The sequence below is a fragment of the Pseudomonas sp. HY13-MNA-CIBAN-0226 genome, from assembly GCF_040310305.1.
GTDB lineage: Bacteria > Pseudomonadota > Gammaproteobacteria > Pseudomonadales > Pseudomonadaceae > Aquipseudomonas > Aquipseudomonas gregormendelii.
The window spans coordinates 359413-382278 of sequence record NZ_JBEOPS010000001.1 but is presented as its reverse complement, the minus strand read 5'-3'; the positions used below and the strand labels follow the sequence as shown (position 1 = coordinate 382278).

Sequence of the window (22866 nt, the reverse complement as noted above, 5' to 3'; positions counted from 1 at the left end):
CCAGTTTACCTGCATTCAGCGCTGTGATGCTGCTGGCAAGAACTGCAGGGGCGTTCTATAACTGGCGCTGCCAACCCCTGCACGGCCTGGAGGCTTTGTGATGCTCAAGCTCTACGGATTTTCTGTCAGCAACTATTACAACATGGTCAAACTGGCACTGCTGGAAAAGGGTCTGCCGTTTGAGGAAGTGCCGTTTTATGCCGGCACCAGTGCCGAAACCCTGGCGATCAGCCCGCGCGGCAAAGTGCCGGTGCTGGGCGTCGAGCAGGGGTTCGTCAATGAAACCGCAGTAATCCTCGAGTACATAGAGCAGAGCCAGGCGGGCAAGCCACTGCTGCCGAGCGATCCGTTCGAGCGGGCCCAGGTGTTGGCGCTGGCCAAGGAAATCGAGTTGTATATCGAATTGCCAGGCCGCGCTTGCTATCCCGAAGCATTTTTCGGCATGCCGGTAGCGGATGCGATCAAGGAAAAGACCAAGGCGGAGTTGCTGCTGGGGTTTGCCTCGCTGGGCAGGCACGCCAAGTTCGCTCCTTACGTAGCGGGTGACAGCCTGAGCGTGGCGGATCTTTATTTCCTGTACAGCGTGCCGCTGGCGTGCGCAGTGGCGAAGAAGCTATTCGACCTGGATTTGCTGGCGGAACTGCCGGCGGCCAGGCTTCTGCTGGAGCGGCTGGAGCAGAATCCGCATGTGCAGCGGATTGCGAAGGACAAGGAAGCGGCCATGCCGGCGTTTATGGCGATGGTCGCGTCCAAGCGGTAGGTTTTGTAGCGCTCTGAAGTCAGTCATCGCGGGCAAGCCCGCTCCCCCAAGGTTCCCTGTTGGCCAACGATCTGTGGTCACCAGAGAAACCTGTGGGAGCTTGCCCGCGATGTTTCTAGCGGCTGGCGAGCAGTGCCTGGCCGCGAACCACAGCCTTTTTCACCTGCGCTGGTGCAGTCCCGCCGATATGGTCACGGGCATTCACCGAGCCTTCAAGGGTCAGCACCGCGAACACGTCCTGGTCGATCTGGTCGCTGAACTTGCGCAGCTCTTCCAGGCTCATCTCCGCCAGGTCCTTGCCACTTTCAACGCCGTATTTCACGGCATGGCCAACAATTTCGTGGCAATCTCGGAATGGCAGGCCACGACGGACCAGGTAGTCGGCCAGGTCAGTCGCAGTGGAAAACCCGCGCAGGGCCGCTTCGCGCATCATGGCGTGCTTGGGTTTGATCGCCGGGATCATGTCGGCGAACGCCCGCAGCGAGTCGCGCAAGGTGTCGGCGGCGTCGAATAGCGGTTCCTTGTCTTCCTGGTTGTCCTTGTTGTAGGCCAGGGGTTGGCCTTTCATCAGGGTCAGCAGGCCCATCAATGCGCCGAATACGCGGCCGGTCTTGCCGCGAACCAGTTCGGGCACGTCCGGGTTCTTCTTTTGCGGCATGATCGAGCTGCCGGTGCAGAAGCGGTCCGGCAGGTCGATGAACTGGAATTGGGCGCTGGTCCAAAGCACCAGTTCTTCGGAGAAACGCGACAGGTGCATCATCGCGATACTGGCGGCCGAACAGAATTCGATGGCGAAGTCACGATCGGAAACGTTGTCCAGCGAATTGCCGCCGACGGCGTCGAAATTCAGCAGCTGGGCGGTGTACTCGCGGTCGATCGGGTAGGTGGTGCCGGCCAGCGCGGCGCTGCCCAAGGGCATGCGGTTGGTGCGCTTGCGGCAGTCGACCAGGCGCTCGTAGTCACGGCTGAGCATTTCGAACCAGGCCAGCATGTGATGCCCGAAAGTCACCGGCTGCGCGGTTTGCAGGTGGGTGAAGCCCGGCATGATGCTGTCGGCTTCGCGCTCTGCCTGCTCCAGCAGCCCTTGTTGCAGGCGGGTGATTTCGGCGAGGATCAGGTCGATCTCGTCACGCAGCCACAAGCGGATGTCGGTTGCGACCTGATCGTTACGGCTGCGCCCGGTGTGCAGTTTTTTTCCGGTCACGCCGATGCGATCGGTCAGGCGCGCCTCGATGTTCATGTGCACGTCTTCGAGGTCGATGCGCCAGTCGAATTGTCCGGCCTCGATTTCACCCTGGATGGTGTTCAGGCCATCGATGATGCTGTCGCGTTCGGCGTCGGTCAGTACGCCGACCTTGGCCAGCATGGTGGCGTGGGCGATCGAGCCCATGATGTCGTGGCGATACAGGCGCTGGTCGAAGGTGACGGAGGCGGTGAAGCGGGCGACGAAGGCGTCGACGGGTTCACTGAAGCGGCCGCCCCAGGACTGATTGGTCTTGTCAGTGCTCATGAATTCGCTCGTATCGGGTGAAATAAAGTGACGTTGGAAGCTGTGGCGGATAATAACAGGGTTGCCAAGCCTGTCGCTGACACTGGTCGACAGGAATGATTTCAGAGGCTGCCGAGCCGGGGCAGGTCCGACTTTCAATAATTCGCACAACGATATTTTTCGATTGAGCAATATCGCGCCGGCAACCGTCTACAGTTGGACAGAGGGATCAGCGCACTTCCGGGCGCTGCAACTGGCTATAAAAAGAGGGGGTGTGCATATTGTGTATCAGCAAACCCTACGGCGATGCCTCGCCAACGCGGGCCTGGGCCGATAATTGCCCGGATGATGAAAATTTAGCCGTCGTTCCAGCGGCACTTTTTGGCCCTCGCGCTAGTCTTAGCGTGGATCGCGGTGACGGACGTCACTTCACCTGTCTACGCTATCCTTGTGCGAGACTCACGCAGGAATCCAGCGCAATATGAATGTCCTGATCGTTGATGACGAACCCTTGGCCCGCGAGCGCCTGAGCCGAATGGTTGGCGAACTCGAGGGATACAGCGTCCTGGAGCCTAGCGCCACGAACGGCGAAGAGGCGTTGGCACTGATCGACAGCCACAAGCCGGATATCGTGTTGCTCGATATCGGCATGCCGGGCCTTGATGGCCTGCAAGTGGCTGCAAGATTGTGCGAACGCGAAACCCCGCCCGCCGTGGTGTTTTGCACAGGGCCCGATGAATTTGCCGTGGAAGCCTTACAGGCCAGCGCCGTAGGCTATCTGGTGAAACCTGTGCGCACTGAACATTTGCAAGAAGCGTTAAAAAAGGCCGAGCGCCCCAATCGCGTCCAGCTCGCTGCACTCACCCGTCCTGCCGCCGAGACTGGCAGCGGCCCGCGAAGTCATATCAGCGCCCGAACCCGTAAGGGTATCGAGCTGATCCCGCTGGGCCAGGTGGTCTATTTTATCGCCGACCACAAATATGTGACGTTGCGCCACGAAGGCGGCGAAGTGCTGCTCGACGAGCCTCTCAAGGCACTTGAGGATGAGTTCGGCGACCGGTTCGTGCGTATCCATCGCAATGCGCTGGTGGCTCGCGAGCGAATTGAACGCCTGCAACGTACGCCTCTTGGGCATTTCCAGCTGTACCTCAAGGGCTTGAATGGTGATGCGCTGATCGTCAGTCGCCGCCATGTGGCGGGCGTGCGAAAAATGATGCAGCAGCTTTAACTCGCGGTTCACACGCGTTTTGTCCAGCGGCTTGCAGGACATCCGAGGCCAGGGAGGCCACTACGTTTCTGATACAAGTCAAAGTGGATTTGGCTGAGCTGTTATTATCCGCCGTATCTATTCAGTACGGATTGATCCATGTCCTCTCGCGAAATCCGCATCGCCACCCGCAAAAGTGCTCTCGCCCTGTGGCAGGCCGAATATGTCAAAGCCCGCCTGGAACAGGCCCATCCGGGACTGCTGGTGACACTGGTGCCAATGGTCAGTCGCGGCGACAAGCTGCTCGACTCGCCGCTTTCGAAAATCGGTGGCAAAGGCCTGTTCGTCAAGGAACTGGAAACGGCGCTGCTGGAAAACGAAGCGGACATCGCCGTGCACTCAATGAAAGACGTGCCAATGGACTTCCCCGAAGGCTTGGGGCTGTTCTGCATCTGCGAGCGCGAAGATCCGCGCGACGCTTTCGTTTCCAACACCTACGCCAGCCTGGACGAACTGCCTGAGGGCAGCATCGTCGGTACCTCCAGCCTGCGCCGCCAGGCCCAGTTGCTGACTCGTCGCCCGGATCTGGAAATCCGCTTCCTGCGCGGCAACGTCAACACGCGACTTGCCAAGCTCGATGCCGGTGAATATGACGCGATCATCCTGGCAGCTGCCGGCCTGATTCGACTGGGCTTCGAAGACCGCATCACCTCGGCCATCAGCGTCGACGACAGCCTGCCTGCCGGCGGCCAGGGCGCAGTGGGCATCGAGTGCCGCAGCGTCGATACGCAAATCCACGCCTTGCTGACGCCGTTGCACCATCAGGACACGGCTACCCGTGTCACCGCCGAGCGAGCCCTGAACAAGCATTTGAATGGCGGCTGCCAGGTGCCGATCGCCTGCTACGCCGTGCTTGAAGGCCAGCAGGTCTGGTTGCGCGGCCTGGTGGGTGACCCAAGCGGCGGCCTGTTGCTCAGCGCCGAGGCACGTGCACCACGCAGCGAGGCCGAAGCCCTGGGCGTGCAAGTGGCTGAAGACCTCCTGAGCCAGGGTGCCGATGACATCCTCAAAGCGGTCTATGGCGAGGCAGGTCACGAGTGACTTGCTGGCGCCTGTTGCTGACGCGTCCCGCCGATGAGTCGATGGCGCTGGCTAGCGTGTTGATGGACGCGGGCGTTTTCAGCAGCAGCTTGCCGCTTTTGGGCATAGAGCCTCTTCCCGTTTCTGCCAACATGCGCGAGTTGATCCAGAGGCTGGATCGCTTCGATGCGGTGATCGTGGTCAGCAAACCCGCTGCCAGGATCGCCGTCGAGTTGCTCAGCGAGTATTGGCCAGAGCCACCGGCGTTGAAGTGGTTCACCGTCGGCGCGGCTACCGCGCAGATACTCGATAAGCATCGTCTGGACGTCAGCTTTCCCGAGCAGGGCGATGACAGCGAAGCATTGCTTGAGCATGGCGCGTTTCGCCAGGCACTCGCCGGGCCTGCTTCGCGTGTGCTGATCATGCGCGGGGAGGGCGGGCGCGAGTTGCTCGCTGAGCGTTTGCGCGGGCTTGGTGCTAGTGTCGAGTATCTGCAGTTGTACCGTCGCGAATTGCCCCACTACCCGCCGGCAACGCTGCCTGAGCGGATCCGCGCGGAACGCTTGAACGGGCTGGTGGTCAGCAGTGGACAGGGTTTTGAGCACTTGCATCAATTGGCTGGCGATTCCTGGCCGCACTTGGCGCAGTTGCCGTTGTTTGTACCGAGCCCCCGGGTCGCCGAAATGGCACGTGCTGCCGGGGCGCAAATAGTTGTGGATTGTCGTGGCGCCAGTGCCGCGGCCTTGCTGACGGCGTTACGGGAGCATCCCGAACCCGTTCTCTAATGCAAAGGATGGATACGTGAGCGAAACAGCCTTGCCAAAAGATGACGTCCAGCCAGTGCTGCATGCCCCGGTTGAAGATCCGATTGATACCGTGCCTCCTGCCCCCGTGCAGCGCCGTGGCAATGGCCTGGCAATCGTCGCGCTGTTGCTGGGTGCTGCCGGCGTTGCTGTCGGCGGTTGGGGTGTCTGGCAGGTGCGTCACCTGCAGGCCAATAACCAGCAACAGCTGAGCCAGGTGCAGGCCTTGAACGATCAGGCGCAGAGCCTGAAACTCAATGAGCAACGCCTGAGCGCTCGGTTGGAGCAACTGCCCCCTGCCGATGAACTTGAGGCCCGCAGCCGCCTGGTGGCTCAGCTGCAAGGCGATCAGCAGCGCCTGAACCAGCGCCTGGAGACCATCCTCGGTGCCAGCCGCAAGGACTGGCGCCTGGCTGAGGCTGAGCATTTGTTGCGTCTCGCCAGCCTGCGCCTGTCTGCTTTGCAGGACATCAGCAGCGCTCAGGCCCTGGTCCAGGGTGCCGACGAAATCCTGCGCGAACAGAACGATCCGGGCTCCTTCGCTGCCCGCGAGCAAGTGGCCAAGACCCTGGTCGCGCTGCGCAGCACCGAGCAGCCGGACCGCACCGGACTGTTCCTGCGCCTGGGCGCATTGCGCGACCAGGTGATCAACCTCACCGAACTGGCGCCGGAGTACAAGGACCGTGGCGAGTCGTTGCTGGGCCTGACCGCCGATGGCGATGGCGCGAGCCGCTGGGCTCAATGGTGGGACCAGATCTCGCGCTACATCCGCATCGACTTCAACGCCGACAAGAATGTTCGCCCATTGCTGGCAGGCCAGAGCCTCAGCCAGGTGCGCCTGGCGCTTAGCCTGGCCCTGGAGCAAGCCCAGTGGGCTGCGCTGAATGGTCAGGGCCCGGTGTACACCCAGGCCCTGGCCGAAGCCCGGGACATACTCAAGGGCAACTTCAACCCGGACAACCCGCAGAGCAAAGTGATGCTTGAGCAGGTGGGTGAGCTGAGCAAGCAGCCGGTGACCGTGGTGACCCCGGACCTCACTGGCGCACTGAGCGCGGTGCAAGGGTACCTGGAGCGACGCAACGTCAACGCCGAGGAATCCGTCAAGCCGATGGCCAAGCCTGCCGCTGACACCGCGCAGGAGGCCACGCCATGAAACGCCTGTATGTGATCGTGTATCTGGTGATAGCTGCTGCGGCCGCGCTGGGCCTGGCGATTGCCGAGCATTCCGGCTACGTGCTGATCGCCTACAAGAGCTTTCGTTTCGAATCGAGCCTGTGGGCTACCCTCGCGCTGGTGGCCGTTTTGTGGCTGGTGATTTGGGGCATCAAGGCGCTGATCGAACTGGTGATGACATCCAGTGGCGTGGTCAATCCCTGGTCGCGACGCAATCGCAGTCGCCGCGTGCAGGTCGCGATCGAACATGGCCAGCTGGATCTGGCCGAGGGCCGCTGGGCCAGTGCGCAGCGTCACCTGCATCGAGCTGCGGAAGCCGAGCGCCAACCGCTGCTCTACTACCTCGGCGCTGCCCGCGCGGCCAACGAACAAGGCAAGTACGAAGAGAGCGACAACCTGCTCGAGCGGGCGCTCGAGCGCCAGCCACAGGCCGAGCTGGCCATTGCCTTGAATCATGCGCAACTGCAGACCGATCGAGGCGACACCGAGGGTGCCCTGGCGACGCTTCAAGCCATGCACGAGCGCCATCCGCATAACGTGCAGACGTTGCGCCAGCTGCAACGCCTGCATCAACAACGGGGCGATTGGTCGGCAGTGATCCGGTTGTTGCCGGAATTGCGCAAGGACAAGGTACTGCCACCTGCCGAGCTGGCCGACCTGGAACGCCGTGCCTGGGGTGAGAACCTGTCCCTGGCAGCGCAGCGGGAAGAGGACGGCACCGTCGGCCTGCAGTCGCTCAACAGCGCCTGGCAGAAGCTGACATCGGCCCAGCGCCAGGAGCCGCAACTGGTGCTGGCCTACGCCGAACAGCTGCGCCAACTGGGTGCCCAGGTGGAAGCGGAAGAAGTGCTGCGCACAGCGCTCAAGCGTGATTACAACAGCCACCTGGCGCGCCTTTACGGGCTCGTGCGCGGCAGCGACCCGGTGCGGCAGCTGCAAACTGCCGAGGGCTGGCTCAAGGATCATCCGGCCGATCCGAGCCTGCTCCTGACACTGGGCCGCCTGTGCCTGCAAAGCAGTTTATGGGGCAAAGCGCGAGACTACCTGGAGAGCAGCCTGCGAGTGCAGCGTAACCCGGAAGCCTGTGCAGAACTGGCGCGGTTGCTGGCGCAATTGGGTGATACCGAACGCAGCAATCAGCTGTTCCAGGAAGGGTTGGGCCTGCTGGATGAACGCTTGCTGGCGGCACCGTTACCCGTACCGATCCACGCTTGAGTTCGAGGTAGGGAGCTCGAGATGAGGGGGCTCGCTCCCTCGTCAAAAAGCACCCTGCTGCTGTCAGAATATTCCCCTCAAAGCGCCGAGTCGGCTTATTCCTACAGACGGTTACGTCAGATCCTAGCGCATCTGTCGTGGTTTCCCACCCTCGCTGTGGAACTCTCCCTGCTGTAGTACCTTGAAAGATCTGCGCGCTTTCCTCTAACGTAATTGCCTGTCTCTTACTGTTACGGAAATGCCATGTCTTTGGCCCGCACACGCTCCTTGTTCTTCATGGTTTTCGTCGCAGCTGCCCTGGCATTAGGTATTTCCTATTACCTGCAATACGCCGTCGGCCTCAGGCTGTGCGGCCTGTGCATCCTGCAGCGCGGCTGCCTGTGGTTGCTCACGGGGGTGTGCTTGTCTGCTTGCGTGCATGGCCCTGGCCGTGCGGGTACGCTGGTGTATGGGTTGCCGGTGTTGATCTGCAGTGTGGCCGGAACGGTAACGGCATGGCGTCAAGTTGTGCTGCAGAGCGATCCGCTGCATCACCTGTCCGACTGCTCGGCGAGCCTGGCTGATGCTTTTGCCAATACATCCTGGTCAGGCGCACTGAAGCAGATGTTCGAAGGTACGTTCGATTGTGCCGAGATTTCATGGACGCTGTTCGATCTGAGCATCCCGGAGTGGAGCCTGCTGTTCTTCTTTGCGGTGACAATTGTGGTTGTTTTTCAACCGCTCGGGCTTCTGTGGCGCACCTTTCGGCGACCACTCAGCGGCGAGTCGTCGCAGGGCAGTCTGGCGCGCGATTAAACACTTGTATGAACTTTATCTCCTGCGTACCTTGAAGCCACAGTCGAGCGGGCATAATCTGGCCCGCACGTGTCATTGGAATTATGTTGCTCGAATGACGCTCTGCCTGACCGATCCTTGACCTTCAAGTGCGTGACAGGTGTAGGGCAGCATGACCCACAAGGGAAGAGAGATCACCATGCTCGAAAGTTGTCAGAATGCTCAAGAACGATGGGGTGGAGTGCATCTGCTGATCGATCGCTGGTTGCAGGAGCGTCACGAACTGGTGCGGGCTTATGACGATCTCGGCGAAAAGCCCGAGGCGCTGAGCGAGAACCGCAACCCTTTGCAGGAATTCTGCGGTGTGCTGGTCGATTACGTCTCAGCCGGGCATTTCGAGATCTACGAACAACTGACAGGGGAGGCCAAGGCCTTCAATGACAAGCGTGGGCTGGAACTGGCCGAGACGATTTACCCCCGAATCGACGTCATCACTGAAAAGCTGCTCGCGTTCAACGACCTGTGCGATGCAGGTCAGTGCGTGGCGGAGAAGTTCAAGGAGCTCGGTGGCTTGTTGCACGAGCGCTTCGAACTGGAAGACTGCCTGATCGAAGTGTTGCATACCGCGCACAAGGAAGAAGATTCGGTTCAGGCCTGAATTTCTTTGTGCAGGACCTGAAAAACGGTGCGCTTGGCGCGCCGTTTTTTGTGCCTGGAATTCAGCCTTTCGCGCCGCGTAATTCCACCTCGAATACCAGGGGCGTGAAGGGCGCAATCAGGTCCCCGGCACCTTCGGCGCCATAGGCTTGCGCCGATGGAATCACCAGTCGCCATTTCGCGCCCACCGGCATGTTCTGCAGCGCCGTCCGCCAGCCCGAGATCACGCTATCCAGGCTGAACCATTGCGGCTGACTGTTTTGATCGAACACCGTGCCGTCGGGGAGGCGTCCGATGTACAGCACCTGTACCTTGCCATTCGGACCGGCCGTTGCTCCGGCACCTGGCGTCAGTTCCGTCAGCAGGATGCCGTCCTCGATTTCCCGAGCGCCAGGTCGGGCCTTTTCCTCGGTGAGAAAACGCTGTTCTTTTTCGAGGGCAATTTCGCTTTGCCCCAATGTCGGTTGCTCGGCAATTTGCGCTTCATGTTCGGCCAGGATCTTCTCGATCTGTTCGTCTTTCAGTGCCAGGGGCTTGCCCTGATAAGCCTGCTGCAAACCGTCGAGCAGTGCCTGCACTTGAAGGTCAGGTACCTCCTGGCGCAGCCGTTCGCCGAGGCTCGCCCCCAGGCTGTAGGCGAGATTGTGAGCGTCTGTTTCGGTGGTTTTTTCCGCAGCCTGAGCCACTGAAAAAAACACGCACAACGATAAAAAAAGATAACGCAACATGGGCACTCTCCGGCCTGGGATGCGGCCGATTATGCCAGTGCGAATGCAATGAACGGTGAACTGCTTTCTGGCGGGAGCAGAAGTTTTGCTGTCAGGTGCAACGCAACGCTTTCGATACTGTCAACATGCCCTAGCGGCGGTGTCTGCAGAGGTCTAGTATGAGCCGCACCCACGTCAGCCAGGAGGTAAACCATGTCGGCCACCAAGAAGCCTGTAAATACTCCGTTGCACTTACTCCAACAATTGTCGGGCAGCTTGCTCGAGCATTTGGAAACCGCTTGTTCGCAAGCCTTGGCTGATGCTGAAAAACTGCTCGCCAAACTGGAAAAACAGCGCGGAAAAGCGCAGGAAAAATTGCACAAATCCCGTACCAAATTGCAGGACGCTGCGGCGGCCGGCAAGGCTAAGGCGCAAGCCAAGGCCAAGGATGGAGTCAAGGAACTTGAAGACCTGCTCGATGCCCTCAAGGGTCGTCAATCCGAGACCCGCAACTACATCCTGCAACTTAAGCGTGACGCTCAGGAAAGCCTGAAACTGGCCCAGGGTGTCGGTCGTGTTCAAGAGGCTGTCGGCAAGGCGTTGTCCCTGCGTTCGGCCAAGCCTGCTGCCGCACCTGCCAAGAAAGCCGCAAGCAAATCGACAGCTGCAAAAGCACCCGCCAAGGCTGCTGCCAAACCAGCCGCGAAAGCACCGGTGAAAGTGGCTGCTAAAAAGCCAGTGGCTGCCAGTGCTGCCAAGCCGGCTGCGACCAAACCTGCTGCGGCAAAACCGGTAGCCAAGCCGGCGGCGAAAACTGCTGCAGCAAAACCAGCTGCGGCCAAAACCGCTGCTGCAAAAGCGCCTGCCAAACCTGCCGCGAAAACTGCCGCCGCCAAACCTGCTGCAGCAAAAAGCGCAGCAGCCAAACCAGCTGCTAGAACTGCAGCCGCGAAGCCTGCTGCCAAACCTGCTGCAGCTAAACCGGCCGCGGCAAAACCTGCTGCCAAGCCGGCCGCCAAACCTGCTGCAAAAGCGGCGACCAAGCCTGCTGCTAGAACGGCTGCTGCGAAACCTGCTGCCGCTGCCAAGCCAGCCACCGCTGCAAAACCCGCTGCTGCCAAGCCAGCTGCGAAACCTGCAGCCAAACCAGCGGTGAAAAAACCCGCTGCTGCGAAGCCGACTCCGACCGCTGCTGCCAAGCCGGCAGCGCCTGCTTCATCGTCGAACTCGGCTTCGCCAACTACCAGCAGCACTTCGACCCCTGCAGCGGCGCCAACGCCAGCTGCATCGTCGAACACAGGCACTACCCCAACCAGCGCTTCCTAAGTGCCGGTCACCGCGACGCGCAGCTGATGCAGCGCGTCGCGGCCAACGTTGGTGGTGTCCGCCGCGACACCTTCCAGCCAGGCCGTTGTTCCGGCCTTGTCATTCTGCGGCCACTGCTGCGCGGTTTTTTCCAGTCGCGACAAAAGAATCCGCTCGCCTTCAAGTTCCAGCGCCTTGACTTTTTCACGCAAGATATTGAGGTCTGTATCGTCAGCTGCGGCGGCTTTCCATTGGCCGCGTAATGCACGCAGGGGCTGAATCACGCCCGCATCCCAGCCTTCGACTACTTCCCGCAGTTGCAGCAATCGCAGTTCGTTAAAGACTACCCCTCGGTGTTCCAGCCACAATCCGCACAGCAGCAGGCACACGTTCGTGCCCGCCGATTGCAGTTGCAGGCACGCCCGCTCAGCGCCGGGCCGCGCGTAAGCGTCAAGGGAAAAGCTCCACAGGTCAGAGGACATAGTGCTACTCGCGCCAGTTGCGAGCGAAGCTGGTAGACTCCGCCGCCATTATGATTCGACTTCAGAACCTGACTTTACAGCGTGGCCCGCAACGTCTGCTAGAAGACGCCGAGCTGACCCTGCACGCCGGCCACAAAGCCGGCCTCATCGGTGCCAATGGCGCCGGCAAATCGAGCCTGTTCGCCCTGCTTCGGGGTGAGCTGCACCCGGACTCGGGTGACTGCTTCCTGCCGGCCGACTGGCGCATCGCCCACATGCGCCAGGAAATCGAGACGCTCGAACGCATTGCGGTCGACTACGTGCTCGATGGCGACCTGCGCCTGCGTGAGGTGCAACATGACCTGGCGGCGGCGGAAGCGGCGCACGACGGTGCCGCTCAGGCCCGCCTGCACTCTGAACTCGACAGCGCCGATGGCTACACCGCTGATGCCCGGGCTCGCAAGCTGCTGGCCGGCCTGGGGTTCACCAACGAACAGATGGATCGTCAGGTCGGGGACTTCTCCGGTGGCTGGCGGATGCGCCTGAACCTGGCGCAGGCACTGATGTGCCCCTCGGACTTGTTGCTGCTCGACGAACCCACCAACCACCTGGACCTCGACGCCATCATCTGGCTTGAGGAGTGGCTGAAAAGTTATCCGGGCACCTTGTTGCTGATCTCTCACGACCGGGATTTCCTCGATGCGGTGGTCGACCACGTAGCCCACGTCGATCAGCGCAAGATCACGCTGTATCGCGGTGGCTACACCGCGTTCGAGCGTGCCCGTGCCGAACGCCTGGCCCAGCAGCAACAGGCCTACGAGAAGCAGCAGGCGCAGCGAGCGCACATGGAAAGCTACATTGCGCGCTTCAAGGCCCAGGCCACCAAGGCCCGCCAGGCCCAGAGCCGGATCAAGGCGCTGGAGCGGATGGAAGAGTTGTCTGCGGCCCATGTCGATTCGCCGTTCGACTTCGTTTTCCGCGAGTCGACGAAGATTTCCAGCCCGCTGATTGACCTGTCTGATGCCCGCTTGGGCTACGGCGAGAAAACCGTGCTGGAGAAGGTCAAGCTGCAACTGACCCCTGGCGCACGGATCGGTTTGCTCGGCCCTAATGGTGCCGGTAAGTCGACCCTGATCAAGAACCTTGCGGGTGAGCTGGAGCCCTTGGCCGGTCGACTGACCCGTGGCGAAAACACGGTCGTTGGTTACTTTGCCCAGCATCAGCTTGACTCCCTGGACTCCAAAGCCAGCCCGTTGCTGCACTTGCAGCGCCTGGCGCCTACCGAGCGCGAACAGACGTTGCGGGACTTCCTCGGGGGTTTCGACTTCCGCGGTGCACGCATCGACGAGCCGGTGCTGAATTTTTCCGGGGGCGAGAAAGCGCGCCTGGCCTTGGCATTGATCGCCTGGGACCGGCCGAACCTGCTGCTGCTCGACGAACCCACCAACCACCTTGACCTGGAAATGCGCCTGGCGCTGACCATGGCCTTGCAGGAATTCACTGGTGCGGTCCTGGTGGTCTCCCACGACCGCCACCTGCTCAAAAGCACCACTGACAATTTCTACCTGGTCGCCGATGGCAAGGTCGAGGAGTTCGACGGCGATCTGGACGACTACACCCGTTGGCTGGTGGAGTATCGCCAGCGCAATGCGCCGGTCAGCAACACGCCGGTCAATCCGGATAAAACCGACAAGAAAGCCCAGCGCCAGGCCGCCGCTGCCTTGCGCCAGCAGTTGGCGCCGCACAAGCGCGAGGCCGACAAGCTCGAAGCCGAACTGGGCAAGCTGCACGAAAAGCTGGCCAAAATCGACGTGAGTCTGGGCGACAGCGATATCTACGAGCCGGCCCGCAAGAACGATTTGCGTGACCTGCTGGCCGAACAGGCAAAGCTGAAAGTGCGTGAAGCCGAGCTTGAGGAGTCCTGGATGGAAGCCCTCGAGTTGCTCGAAAGCATGCAGGCGGAGCTGGAGGCGTTGTCCTGATGGAGGCCTTCAGGCTGCCGCTGTCTGCCATGTGGATAGAGCCGTTGTGGTTGGTGCTGCAGATCCTGCTGATTTTGCTCGCGGGTTACTTCGCCCAGCGCTTTGTTGCCAAATGCCTGAACCGCCTGGGGGAGCGTTATCCGTTTCCCCCTCAGCTGCTGCTGCCGCTTCGAGGCGGCCTGCGCTGGCTGATCATGGGCAGTGCGCTGATTTTCGTGCTGGAGCGCCTGGGCGTGTCCGCGACAGTGCTGTGGACAGCATTGTCCGGTTTTGTTGCGGTCGCGGCGGTGGCGTTCTTCGCCATGTGGAGCGTGCTGTCCAACTTGCTGTGCGCGATCCTGATCTTCACCGTGGGGCCGTTTCGCATTGGCGACGTGGTCGAACTGGTCGATACCACCGACAAGCCGGGCGTGAAGGGGCGGGTGATCGCGATCAATCTGCTCTACACCACCTTGATCGAGGCCGAAGAGCTGGGCACCGGCAGTGCCATGGTGCAAGTGCCCAACAGCCTGTTCTTCCAGCGTTCGGTTCGGCGGTGGCGGGGAAGTGATGTGTTTCCTTCGAGCGGGTTCGAGAAGTAATCCTCAAGATCAAAAGATCGCAGCCTTTGGCAGCTCCTACAGCAGGCGCGTTTCCATGCAGGAGCTGTCGGAGGCTGCGATCTTTTGCTTTTCCCCCCGAGCCGCATTAGCTTAGAGACCTGTCAAAAGAGTTTCGGTCGAGGTGTGCAATGGAGCTTCAAACATGGCTGGCGTTCTTTGCCGCCTGCTGGGTGATCAGCCTGTCTCCCGGTGCCGGCGCCATTGCGTCGATGTCCAGTGGTCTGCAATACGGCTTCTGGCGCGGTTACTGGAACGCCCTGGGCCTGCAGATCGGCCTGGCGGTGCAGATTGCCATTGTGGGTGCCGGTGTTGGCGCGATCCTCACAGCGTCGGCCACAGCGTTCCATGCGATCAAGTGGTTTGGCGTCGCCTACCTGGTATTCCTCGCGATCAAGCAATGGCGCGCATTGCCCAGTGACATGAGCGACGATGCCGCAGTGCGCCAGATCGGCAAGCCGATGGCCCTGGTGTTCCGTGGTTTCCTGGTGAACATCAGCAACCCCAAGGCCCTGGTGTTCATGCTGGCGGTGCTGCCGCAGTTCATCGACCCCCATGCGCCACTGCTGATCCAGTATTTAGTGATCGGCGCCACCATGGTCTGCGTCGACCTGATTGTCATGGCCGGTTACACCGGCCTGGCGTCCAAGGTGCTGCGCATGTTGCGTACTCCCCAGCAGCAGAAACGCATGAACCGGACATTTGCCGGTTTGTTTATCGGCGCGGCAGCGTTCATGGCGACGTTGCGCAAAGCCGCAGCGTAAAGCCCCGATGCTGGAAAAAAAGCGACCTGCGGGTCGCTTTTTTGTTGAATGCCCATCCGTATAACCAGAAGCCGAAAGCTGATTACGGCGCAGTGCGCGGGACAAGCAATCGCAAAATAACCAGACAATCGGCATCGAGCCTGCGAACAACGCTTGAATGAATCTCATTCGAAGTGAACAATATGTAACTTCGTATTTCCTACTGAGATTCATTCATGATTGCCCCGTCGCGATTCCTGGCCTGGCTGTTAATCCCCTTGGCAGCCTTATGCAGCACCAGACTGCTGGCCGACACCGTGGAAGGCGCCCCACAGGCGCTGCATGGGCTCGATTACATTGCAGCGGATTACCCGCAGACGGTGCAGGCGGGCAGGGTCATCAAGGAGTCTGGTTATCGCGATCAGCTCGATTCGCTCAAGGCCGTGCAAGGCCTGATCAGTGCAATGCCGGCCAAACCGGAGCAAGGCGCTTTGCTGCAGGGCGTCAATTCGCTGCGCAACGCCATTACCGAGCGTCAGGATGGCGCCGACGTGGCTCGTCAGTCCCGGCAACTCGCGGCAAAGCTGGCAGTGGCCTATGAAATCAGCCAGGCGCCGATCATTACCCCCGATCCGACCCGTGGTGCGCCGTTGTACGCCCAGCATTGCTCGGTGTGCCATGGTGATGCGGGAGCCGGCGATGGCCCGGCAGGCGTCGGCCTGACACCGCCACCGTCGAATCTGCGCGACAGCGTGCGCATGGATCACCTAAGCCTCTATGCGATCTACAGCACCCTGGGCCTGGGTATCGAGGGCACCGACATGCCGGCGTTCGCCGATCAACTGGATGATCGCCAGCGCTGGGACCTGGCCACCTATATTGCCAGCTTCAGCGCCGCCCCGGATGCTGGCGCTGTTGAAAAGACCTACAACATTGCCGACCTCGCCCGTCAGACGCCTGCCGAAGTGCAGGCTGGCGAGGGTCCGCAGGCCGCTGCGGCCTATCGTGCGCAGCGCGCTCAGCCGCCGCAGGTCAAACGGGGCCCGGCGCAACTGCTCGATTACACCGCAGCCACCCTGGACAAGAGCATCGCTGCCTACCGGGCCGGGGATCACGATCAGGCCTATGACTTGTCGGTGGCGGCGTACCTGGAAGGGTTCGAGCTGGTCGAGAGCTCCCTGGACAACGTCGACGCCAATGTACGCAAAGACACCGAAAAATCCCTGATGGCCTACCGCCAGTCCCTGCAGGATGGCTTGCCGGTGGCCCAGGCCCAGCAGCGCCTGGATACCGCGAAAGGTAAATTGAAAGAGTCTGCCGGCCTGTTGGGCAGCGATGGCTTGAGCTGGTCCTTGAGCTACATTTCCGGGTTGTTGATTTTGCTGCGCGAAGGTCTGGAAGCGATTCTGGTGCTGGCGGCGATCCTCGCATTCCTGCGCAACACCGGCCAGCAATCTGCGGTACGCAGCGTTAACGTCGGTTGGTGCCTGGCGCTGCTGGCCGGCCTTGCCACCTGGGGGCTTGCCGCCTACGTTATCGACGTCAGCGGCTCGCAGCGCGAGTTGCTTGAAGGTGCCACCGCGTTGTTCGCCAGCGTGATGGTGCTGTGGCTCGGTGTGTGGATGCACGATCGTCGCCACGCCGCGGCCTGGCAGAATTACATCAAGAGCAGCCTGGTGGGCGGCGGCGGACGATTCGGGTTTGCGATCCTGGCGTTCTTCTCGGTTTATCGTGAGTTGTTCGAAGTGATCCTGTTCTACGAGACCCTGTGGCTGCAGGCGGGTCCTGCCGGGCATAACGCAGTGCTCGCAGGCGGTGCCACTGCGCTGGTATTGCTGGTGGGGCTGGCCTGGGTGATCCTGCGCGGCTCGGCCAAGCTGCCGCTGTCGTTGTTCTTCAGCATTAACGCCGCGTTGTTGTGCGCGCTATCGGTGGTGTTTGCCGGTCATGGGGTCAAGGCATTGCAGGAGGCGGGGATTTTCGGTACGCGTCCGGTGCCATTCTTCGAATTCGACTGGCTGGGTATTCACGCGGATGCCTACTCGTTGAGTGCCCAGATGGTGGCGATTATTGCGATAATCGTGCTGTATGGGCGCAGCTGGTTGACGCAGAAGCGTCGGGTTCAGGTTTCCTGACCCGAGTAAACCTGGAAAGATCACAGCCTGCGGCAGCCCCTGCAGGGAGTAGGCATGTCGATGCAGGCTGCGATCTGTTCGGTTTTTCAGAGGAAATGTGATGCGCGTTTGGATAGATGCCGACGCCTGCCCACGGGCGGCCAAGGACCTGGTAGTGAAGTTCGCTCTCAAGCGCCAGTTCGAAGTGGTGCTGGTGGCTGGCCAACCGCAAATCAAGCCGGGCCTGTCCCTGGTGAAATTGATCGTGGTGCCTAGCGGCCCGGATGCAGCGGACGATTATCTGGTGGAACACGCAGTGCCGGGCGAGCTGGTGATTTGCAGTGACGTACCGCTGGCCGACCGATTGGTGAAGAACGGCGTCACCGTGCTGGATCCGCGAGGCAAGGAGTTTGACGCGCAGAACATGGGCGACCGGCTGGCTGTACGTAACCTGTTCACCGACCTGCGTGAACAAGGCCAGATGAGCGGGGGGCCAGCGCCCTTTGGTGAACGTGAGAAGCAAGCGTTCGCCAATTCGCTGGACCGTATCCTGACTCGACTGTCGCGCAAGCCCTGAGCCCACCTCGAAGCTGAGACCAAGCCCTGTGAGAGGCCCCCTGTGGGAGCGAGCCTGCTCGCGATAACACCGGCACAATCAACATCGCTTGCGGCGGCTACTCCGCTATCGCGAGCAGGCTCGCTCCCACACTGCCCATGCCCACACTCATGCCTGCATCACACGTCGTTTTCGTGAGTCAGTTCGAGCACGCGATCCACCAGCTTGTTAATTCCTGAGGCCGCTTCACTGATCGACTGCGCCAGCATGTACGCCGGCGTGCTCACCAGTTTGCGCGCCTTGTCTTCGACGATGTCGGTGACCGCGCACTCGGCATGGGTAGCCCCCATTTTGTTCATGGCAGCGGCGGTATCGGCATCGTTGCCGATGGTGCAGGTCACACCTGGGCCGTAGATCTTCGCCGCCAGGGCGGGCGAGATGCAGATCAGCCCGACTGGCTTGCCTGCTTCGGCAAAGGCTTCGGTCAGCGCCAGGACGTCAGGCTGCACGGTACAGCCGGCACCTTCGATGGCGAAGTTCGACAGGTTCTTCGCCGCACCGAACCCGCCAGGCACGATCAGGGCATCGAAGTCCTCGACGCTGGCCTCGCGGATGTCCTTGATGTTCCCACGGGCGATCCGCGCCGATTCAACCAGCACGTTACGCGACTCGGGCATTTCCTCGCCCGTGAGGTGGTTGATCACGTGCAACTGCGAGATATTGGGGGCGAAACACTGCACCTGAGCGCCACGCTGGTCCAGCCGCAACAGGGTGATCACGCTCTCGTGGACCTCGGCACCGTCGTAGACGCCACAACCGGAAAGGATCACTGCAATTTTTTTGCTCATGGGCTTTTCTCCTTGTTCATGGCGTTAAATGTCCACTAATTCGCCACTCGTTGCCATAGGGATAATGTGCGGTAACAACCAGGGCGCGCCGCCCCAACATCGGGCTGGCACGGAGCAGAAGGCTTTCTAAATGGATCGCATCGAAGCCAGGGTGTTCATTATTTGCGAGCGTCTGTCACGCGGCGTGGCGACGCGCGCAGGGGTGCGACGTGGGGGGGGGCGCATCGGGTGAGCAGGAGCGGTCTCTACGGGTGCAGGGACCGTTTTATTCGGTGGGCGTCTTGGGCGCTGCAGTCTTGGCCTGTTCAGCTTTCAATGCCTGCTCGTCGGCATAGACTTTTTTTGCCAGCTGGGCGTTCTTGAAGCGCCGGCGCAGCCACAGGCCCACGCCCAGGACGAGCAGGGCGCCCAGCACCCATAGCTCGTACTTCTTGACGCTGCCAAGCATGCCTTCCAGCACGGCACCAAAATGATACGCGGCCGCCGACAGTGCCGAAGCCCAGATCGCCGCGCCAATCCCGTTCAGCAACAGATAACGTCCCGGTGGATAGCCCGACAGACCGATCGCCACGGGCATTACCGTGCGTAATCCGTAGACGAAGCGGAAGCTCAGGACCCAGATGTCCGGGTGCTTTCGAATGTGTTCCAGCGCCCGATCGCCCATCATCTGCCAGCGCGGCTTGCGCGCCAGCAATTTGCGCCCGTGCTTGCGGCCAAGGAAATACCACAGCTGATCGCCCGCATAACTGCCACAGAACGCGACTATGGTGACGATCTTGATGTCCATGTAACCGCGGAACGCAAGGAAGCCCGCGAGTACCAGGATGGTTTCGCCTTCGAAGAACGTGCCGAGAAAGAGGGCGAAATACCCGAATTCCTGAAGAAATTGCTGGAGCATTGTCTGGGTGCTGGCGAAATGAACGCGCAGCCTAACCCTTCGGGCACATTCATGAAAGTGTCCAAATGTGTCTCGACGTGAACATTTCATGCAAGGACAATGGAATGCGACTACCTGTCACAGGTGTGCACATAACTGTAATACGACGGTCATAATGGCAGCTTATAACTGTCACGCTCGCCCGCCAGCGCGGGCTCAGGAGTCTGCCGTGAGCTTTACCCCCGCCAACCGCCTGTTCCCAGCCACCCGTCTGCGACGCAATCGTCGTGATGAATTCTCGCGCCGCCTGGTTCGTGAAAACGTCCTCAGCGTCGACGACCTGATCCTGCCGGTATTTGTACTGGACGGTGAGAATCGTCGCGAAGCGGTGGCGTCAATGCCGGGCGTCGAGCGCCTGACCATTGATCTGTTGCTTGAAGAGGCCGCCAAGTGGGTCGAGCTCGGTATTCCCGCGCTCGCGCTGTTCCCCGTGACGCCGGCGGAGCTCAAGTCGCTGGACGCGGCCGAAGCCTGGAACCCGAATGGCATTGCCCAACGCGCCACCCGCGCATTACGTGCGCAGTTCCCCGAGCTGGGTGTGATCACCGACGTTGCCCTGGATCCGTTCACCACCCACGGCCAGGACGGTATTCTCGATGAAGAAGGCTACGTGCAGAACGACATTACCGTCGATGCACTGGTCCGCCAGGCCCTGTCCCATGCCGAAGCCGGCGCCCAGGTGGTGGCGCCGTCCGATATGATGGACGGGCGCATCCAGGCGATCCGCGAGGCGCTGGAGCTGGCCGATCACGTTAACGTGCGGATCATGGCCTACTCGGCGAAATACGCTAGCGCCTATTACGGTCCCTTCCGCGATGCGGTGGGTTCCGCGCTGAACCTGGGCAAGGCTAACAAGGCCTCCTACCAGATGGACCCGGCCAACAGCAACGAGGCGCTGCACGAAGTGGCGGCGGACTTGTCAGAAGGCGCGGACATGGTCATGGTCAAGCCAGGCATGCCGTATCTGGACATCCTGTGGCGGGTCAAAGAAGAATTCAAAGTGCCGACGTTTGTTTATCAAGTCAGCGGCGAATACGCCATGCACATGGCGGCGATCCAGAATGGCTGGTTGAGCGAAGGGGTAATACTCGAATCCCTGACCGCTTTTAAACGCGCAGGCGCCGACGGCATCCTGACCTACTTTGCCGTCCGTGCCGCTCAATTGTTACGAGAGCAAAAATAGCCCTCCCAGGAACATTCCATGAATACCGAAGGACTCACTGAAGTTGCCGTAAAAGATGCTCAACCCGTGGTGGAGCAAGTCGCCGAAACACCGCCGGAGCTGGAGCCAGCCCCACCCGCAGTGGTCGTCGAAGCCGCAGTGGCGGCACCGGCGATTGCCATTCCCGGCCTGGATGACAGCAGCCTGTACATCCATCGCGAGCTTTCGCAGCTGCAGTTCAACATTCGCGTGCTGGAACAGGCACTGGATGAGTCCTACCCGTTGCTGGAGCGGCTGAAGTTCCTGCTGATCTTCTCCAGCAACCTGGACGAGTTCTTCGAGATTCGTGTGGCCGGCCTGAAGAAGCAGATCACCTTCGCCCGTGAACAGGCGGGCGCCGATGGCCTGCAACCGCATCAGGCCCTGGCACGCATCAGCGAGCTGGTGCATGGTCATGTCGACCGCCAGTACGCCATTCTCAACGATATTCTGTTGCCGGAGCTGGAGAAACATCAGGTCCGCTTCATCCGTCGCCGTCACTGGACCACCAAGATCAAGACCTGGGTGCGCCGGTTCTTCCGCGACGAGATTGCGCCGATCATCACGCCGATCGGCCTTGACCCGACTCACCCGTTCCCGTTGCTGGTGAACAAGAGTCTGAACTTCATCGTCGAACTGGAAGGCATCGATGCGTTTGGCCGCGACTCTGGCCTGGCGATCATCCCTGCTCCGCGCCTGCTGCCGCGAGTGATCAAGGTGCCGGAGGAGGTGGGCGGCTCCGGTGACAACTACGTGTTCCTGTCGTCGATGATCCACGCGCACGCCGATGACTTGTTCCAGGGCATGAAGGTCAAGGGCTGCTATCAGTTCCGCCTGACCCGTAACGCCGACCTGGCGGTCGACACTGAAGACGTTGAAGACCTGGCCCGCGCGCTGCGTGGTGAGCTGTTCTCCCGTCGTTATGGCGATGCGGTGCGACTGGAAGTGGCTGACACTTGCCCCAAACACCTCTCCGACTACCTGCTCAAGCAGTTCAACCTGCACGAGACCGAGCTGTATCAGGTTAACGGGCCGGTCAACCTGACCCGTTTGTTCAGCATCACCGGCCTCGACAGCCAGCGCGAGCTGCAATACCTGCCGTTCACCCCGCAGATTCCGAAACTGCTGCAGAACAGCGAGAACATCTTCAGCGTGATCAGCAAGCAGGACATCCTGTTGCTGCACCCGTTCGAGTCGTTCACCCCGGTGGTCGACCTGTTGCGCCAGGCCGCGAAAGACCCGCATGTATTGGCCGTGCGCCAGACGCTGTACCGCTCCGGTGCCAACTCGGAAATCGTCGACGCGCTGGTGGATGCAGCCCGTAACGGCAAGGAAGTCACCGCGGTGATCGAATTGCGCGCGCGGTTCGATGAAGAGTCCAACCTGCAACTGGCCAGCCGTCTGCAAGCGGCCGGTGCAGTGGTGATCTACGGCGTTGTGGGGTTCAAGACCCACGCCAAGATGATGCTGATCCTGCGGCGCGAGGCCGGGGAGATCGTGCGGTACGCTCACTTGGGCACCGGCAACTACCACGCAGCCAACGCCCGTCTGTACACCGACTACAGCTTGCTGACCTCCGACGATGCGTTGTGCGAGGACGTGGGCAAGCTGTTCAGCCAGTTGATCGGCATGGGCAAGACCCTGCGCATGAAGAAACTGCTGCATGCGCCGTTCACCCTGAAAAAGGGCATGCTCGACATGATTGCCCGGGAAACGCAGTTCGCCCTGGAAGGCAAGCCGGCACACATCATTGCCAAGTTCAACTCGCTGACTGATCCGAAGATCATTCGCGCGCTGTACAAGGCCAGTCAGTCCGGGGTGCGCATCGACCTGGTCGTGCGCGGCATGTGCTGCCTGCGCCCGGGCATCGCCGGGGTTTCGCACAACATCCATGTGCGCTCGATCATCGGGCGCTTCCTGGAGCATACGCGGGTGTTCTACTTCCTCAATGGCGGGGAAGAGCAGATGTTCCTCTCCAGCGCCGACTGGATGGAGCGCAACCTCGACAAGCGGGTCGAGACTTGCTTCCCGGTGGAAGGCAAGAAGCTGATCATGCGGGTCAAGAAAGAGCTGGAGCTGTACCTGAGCGACAACACCCACAGCTGGAGCTTGCAGTCGGACGGCCGTTACATCCGCAACACGCCTACCGGCAACCAGAACCCGCGCAGTGCGCAGGCGACGTTGCTGGAGCGGTTGGGCAGTCCGATCCTGGCAGTGCGTTAAGCCTCAAGGGGCATAAAAAATGGCGATCCCTG

21 protein-coding genes are annotated in these 22866 nt (G+C 60.9%); 16 read left to right on the top strand and 5 right to left on the bottom strand.

Annotated elements, in window-relative coordinates; genetic code table 11:
- The first annotated feature begins 100 nt into the window (after window positions 1-100).
- The gene (locus AAEZ05_RS01750) at window positions 101-760 is read left to right on the top strand and encodes a glutathione S-transferase family protein (RefSeq protein WP_045059684.1); all 660 of its coding nucleotides are present in this window, start codon (window positions 101-103) and stop codon (window positions 758-760) included.
- A gap of 115 nt (window positions 761-875) precedes the next feature.
- On the opposite strand, the gene argH is transcribed toward AAEZ05_RS01750, so the two are convergent.
- Window positions 876-2270 carry an argininosuccinate lyase gene (argH, locus tag AAEZ05_RS01745; protein ID WP_045059683.1) on the bottom strand — a complete coding sequence of 465 codons (1395 nt, stop codon included), beginning with the start codon at window positions 2268-2270 and terminating at the stop codon, window positions 876-878.
- A 460-nt stretch (window positions 2271-2730) separates the two neighbouring features.
- Here argH and AAEZ05_RS01740 point away from each other — a divergent pair, with 460 nt between their 5' ends.
- The 7 genes from AAEZ05_RS01740 to AAEZ05_RS01710 all read left to right on the top strand — a co-directional run bounded on the left by AAEZ05_RS01740 (window position 2731) and on the right by AAEZ05_RS01710 (window position 9159).
- Window positions 2731-3477: a LytR/AlgR family response regulator transcription factor gene (locus tag AAEZ05_RS01740; protein ID WP_045059682.1), complete on the top strand. Its 747-nt coding sequence runs from the start codon at window positions 2731-2733 to the stop codon at window positions 3475-3477.
- Window positions 3478-3615: 138 nt separating this feature from the next.
- On the top strand, window positions 3616-4557 hold the full coding sequence (gene hemC, locus AAEZ05_RS01735; protein ID WP_045059681.1) for a hydroxymethylbilane synthase: 942 nt from the start codon (window positions 3616-3618) through the stop codon (window positions 4555-4557).
- A complete protein-coding gene (locus tag AAEZ05_RS01730; RefSeq protein WP_045059680.1) occupies window positions 4554-5321 on the top strand; it encodes a uroporphyrinogen-III synthase in 768 nt (255 codons plus the stop codon). Before hemC ends, AAEZ05_RS01730 begins: the two co-directional genes overlap by 4 nt.
- 16 nt (window positions 5322-5337) lie before the next feature.
- Complete coding sequence (locus AAEZ05_RS01725) at window positions 5338-6492, top strand: uroporphyrinogen-III C-methyltransferase (RefSeq protein WP_045059679.1); 1155 nt, start codon at window positions 5338-5340, stop codon at window positions 6490-6492.
- Window positions 6489-7727: a heme biosynthesis protein HemY gene (locus AAEZ05_RS01720; RefSeq protein ID WP_045059678.1), complete on the top strand. Its 1239-nt coding sequence runs from the start codon at window positions 6489-6491 to the stop codon at window positions 7725-7727. The genes AAEZ05_RS01725 and AAEZ05_RS01720 overlap by 4 nt, the downstream gene beginning before the upstream one ends.
- 243 nt (window positions 7728-7970) lie before the next feature.
- Window positions 7971-8522, top strand: coding sequence for a disulfide bond formation protein B (locus tag AAEZ05_RS01715; RefSeq protein WP_045059677.1), 552 nt, complete (start codon window positions 7971-7973; stop codon window positions 8520-8522).
- 178 nt (window positions 8523-8700) lie between these two features.
- Window positions 8701-9159 (top strand): Rsd/AlgQ family anti-sigma factor, encoded by a 459-nt coding sequence (locus AAEZ05_RS01710; RefSeq protein ID WP_045059676.1) that lies wholly within the window; start codon window positions 8701-8703, stop codon window positions 9157-9159.
- Window positions 9160-9220: 61 nt separating this feature from the next.
- On the opposite strand, the gene AAEZ05_RS01705 is transcribed toward AAEZ05_RS01710, so the two are convergent.
- Window positions 9221-9886 carry an FKBP-type peptidyl-prolyl cis-trans isomerase gene (locus AAEZ05_RS01705; RefSeq protein WP_045059675.1) on the bottom strand — a complete coding sequence of 222 codons (666 nt, stop codon included), beginning with the start codon at window positions 9884-9886 and terminating at the stop codon, window positions 9221-9223.
- A 192-nt stretch (window positions 9887-10078) separates the two neighbouring features.
- Between AAEZ05_RS01705 and AAEZ05_RS01700 the strand changes: the two genes are divergently transcribed.
- Window positions 10079-11191: an AlgP family protein gene (locus tag AAEZ05_RS01700; protein ID WP_045059674.1), complete on the top strand. Its 1113-nt coding sequence runs from the start codon at window positions 10079-10081 to the stop codon at window positions 11189-11191.
- On the opposite strand, the gene AAEZ05_RS01695 is transcribed toward AAEZ05_RS01700, so the two are convergent.
- Window positions 11188-11652, bottom strand: a complete 465-nt coding sequence (locus AAEZ05_RS01695) for a TIGR02444 family protein (protein ID WP_205891710.1) — start codon at window positions 11650-11652, stop codon at window positions 11188-11190. The genes AAEZ05_RS01700 and AAEZ05_RS01695 overlap by 4 nt on opposite strands.
- Before the next feature lie 50 nt (window positions 11653-11702).
- Here AAEZ05_RS01695 and AAEZ05_RS01690 point away from each other — a divergent pair, with 50 nt between their 5' ends.
- The 5 genes from AAEZ05_RS01690 to AAEZ05_RS01670 all read left to right on the top strand — a co-directional run bounded on the left by AAEZ05_RS01690 (window position 11703) and on the right by AAEZ05_RS01670 (window position 17646).
- Entirely contained in the window at window positions 11703-13613 is a 1911-nt protein-coding gene (locus tag AAEZ05_RS01690) for an ATP-binding cassette domain-containing protein (RefSeq protein WP_045059672.1), read from the top strand.
- Window positions 13613-14194, top strand: coding sequence for a mechanosensitive ion channel family protein (locus AAEZ05_RS01685; RefSeq protein WP_247289872.1), 582 nt, complete (start codon window positions 13613-13615; stop codon window positions 14192-14194). The genes AAEZ05_RS01690 and AAEZ05_RS01685 overlap by 1 nt, the downstream gene beginning before the upstream one ends.
- Before the next feature lie 149 nt (window positions 14195-14343).
- A complete protein-coding gene (rhtB, locus tag AAEZ05_RS01680; protein WP_045059670.1) occupies window positions 14344-14976 on the top strand; it encodes a homoserine/homoserine lactone efflux protein in 633 nt (210 codons plus the stop codon).
- A gap of 215 nt (window positions 14977-15191) precedes the next feature.
- Window positions 15192-17090, top strand: a complete 1899-nt coding sequence (locus AAEZ05_RS01675; protein WP_045059669.1) for an FTR1 family protein — start codon at window positions 15192-15194, stop codon at window positions 17088-17090.
- A 100-nt stretch (window positions 17091-17190) separates the two neighbouring features.
- A complete protein-coding gene (locus AAEZ05_RS01670; RefSeq protein ID WP_045059668.1) occupies window positions 17191-17646 on the top strand; it encodes a YaiI/YqxD family protein in 456 nt (151 codons plus the stop codon).
- A 158-nt stretch (window positions 17647-17804) separates the two neighbouring features.
- Here the strand turns inward: AAEZ05_RS01670 and elbB are convergent, their stop codons facing one another.
- Both elbB and AAEZ05_RS01660 read right to left on the bottom strand, forming a co-directional pair.
- The gene (gene elbB, locus AAEZ05_RS01665; protein WP_045059667.1) at window positions 17805-18473 is read right to left on the bottom strand and encodes an isoprenoid biosynthesis glyoxalase ElbB; all 669 of its coding nucleotides are present in this window, start codon (window positions 18471-18473) and stop codon (window positions 17805-17807) included.
- A 265-nt stretch (window positions 18474-18738) separates the two neighbouring features.
- Window positions 18739-19371 carry a DedA family protein gene (locus AAEZ05_RS01660; RefSeq protein ID WP_350646479.1) on the bottom strand — a complete coding sequence of 211 codons (633 nt, stop codon included), beginning with the start codon at window positions 19369-19371 and terminating at the stop codon, window positions 18739-18741.
- A gap of 208 nt (window positions 19372-19579) precedes the next feature.
- On the opposite strand from AAEZ05_RS01660, the gene hemB reads away from it, so the two are divergent.
- Both hemB and ppk1 read left to right on the top strand, forming a co-directional pair.
- Window positions 19580-20593, top strand: a complete 1014-nt coding sequence (gene hemB / locus AAEZ05_RS01655) for a porphobilinogen synthase (protein ID WP_045059665.1) — start codon at window positions 19580-19582, stop codon at window positions 20591-20593.
- An 18-nt stretch (window positions 20594-20611) separates the two neighbouring features.
- Window positions 20612-22834 carry a polyphosphate kinase 1 gene (ppk1, locus tag AAEZ05_RS01650; protein WP_045059664.1) on the top strand — a complete coding sequence of 741 codons (2223 nt, stop codon included), beginning with the start codon at window positions 20612-20614 and terminating at the stop codon, window positions 22832-22834.
- The last annotated feature ends 32 nt before the right edge of the window (window positions 22835-22866 follow it).

Excerpts from the sequence above, each read along its gene's own strand:
- AAEZ05_RS01750 (WP_045059684.1), top strand. The coding sequence starts at position 101 with ATGCTCAAGCTCTACGGATTTTCTGTCAGCAACTATTACAACATGGTC.
- argH (WP_045059683.1), bottom strand. The coding sequence starts at position 2,270 with ATGAGCACTGACAAGACCAATCAGTCCTGGGGCGGCCGCTTCAGTGAA.
- AAEZ05_RS01740 (WP_045059682.1), top strand. The coding sequence starts at position 2,731 with ATGAATGTCCTGATCGTTGATGACGAACCCTTGGCCCGCGAGCGCCTG.
- hemC (WP_045059681.1), top strand. The coding sequence starts at position 3,616 with ATGTCCTCTCGCGAAATCCGCATCGCCACCCGCAAAAGTGCTCTCGCC.
- AAEZ05_RS01720 (WP_045059678.1), top strand. The coding sequence starts at position 6,489 with ATGAAACGCCTGTATGTGATCGTGTATCTGGTGATAGCTGCTGCGGCC.
- AAEZ05_RS01715 (WP_045059677.1), top strand. The coding sequence starts at position 7,971 with ATGTCTTTGGCCCGCACACGCTCCTTGTTCTTCATGGTTTTCGTCGCA.
- AAEZ05_RS01710 (WP_045059676.1), top strand. The coding sequence starts at position 8,701 with ATGCTCGAAAGTTGTCAGAATGCTCAAGAACGATGGGGTGGAGTGCAT.
- AAEZ05_RS01705 (WP_045059675.1), bottom strand. The coding sequence starts at position 9,886 with ATGTTGCGTTATCTTTTTTTATCGTTGTGCGTGTTTTTTTCAGTGGCT.
- AAEZ05_RS01700 (WP_045059674.1), top strand. The coding sequence starts at position 10,079 with ATGTCGGCCACCAAGAAGCCTGTAAATACTCCGTTGCACTTACTCCAA.
- AAEZ05_RS01695 (WP_205891710.1), bottom strand. The coding sequence starts at position 11,652 with ATGTCCTCTGACCTGTGGAGCTTTTCCCTTGACGCTTACGCGCGGCCC.
- AAEZ05_RS01690 (WP_045059672.1), top strand. The coding sequence starts at position 11,703 with ATGATTCGACTTCAGAACCTGACTTTACAGCGTGGCCCGCAACGTCTG.
- AAEZ05_RS01685 (WP_247289872.1), top strand. The coding sequence starts at position 13,613 with ATGGAGGCCTTCAGGCTGCCGCTGTCTGCCATGTGGATAGAGCCGTTG.
- rhtB (WP_045059670.1), top strand. The coding sequence starts at position 14,344 with ATGGAGCTTCAAACATGGCTGGCGTTCTTTGCCGCCTGCTGGGTGATC.
- AAEZ05_RS01675 (WP_045059669.1), top strand. The coding sequence starts at position 15,192 with ATGATTGCCCCGTCGCGATTCCTGGCCTGGCTGTTAATCCCCTTGGCA.
- AAEZ05_RS01670 (WP_045059668.1), top strand. The coding sequence starts at position 17,191 with ATGCGCGTTTGGATAGATGCCGACGCCTGCCCACGGGCGGCCAAGGAC.
- elbB (WP_045059667.1), bottom strand. The coding sequence starts at position 18,473 with ATGAGCAAAAAAATTGCAGTGATCCTTTCCGGTTGTGGCGTCTACGAC.
- AAEZ05_RS01660 (WP_350646479.1), bottom strand. The coding sequence starts at position 19,371 with ATGCTCCAGCAATTTCTTCAGGAATTCGGGTATTTCGCCCTCTTTCTC.
- ppk1 (WP_045059664.1), top strand. The coding sequence starts at position 20,612 with ATGAATACCGAAGGACTCACTGAAGTTGCCGTAAAAGATGCTCAACCC.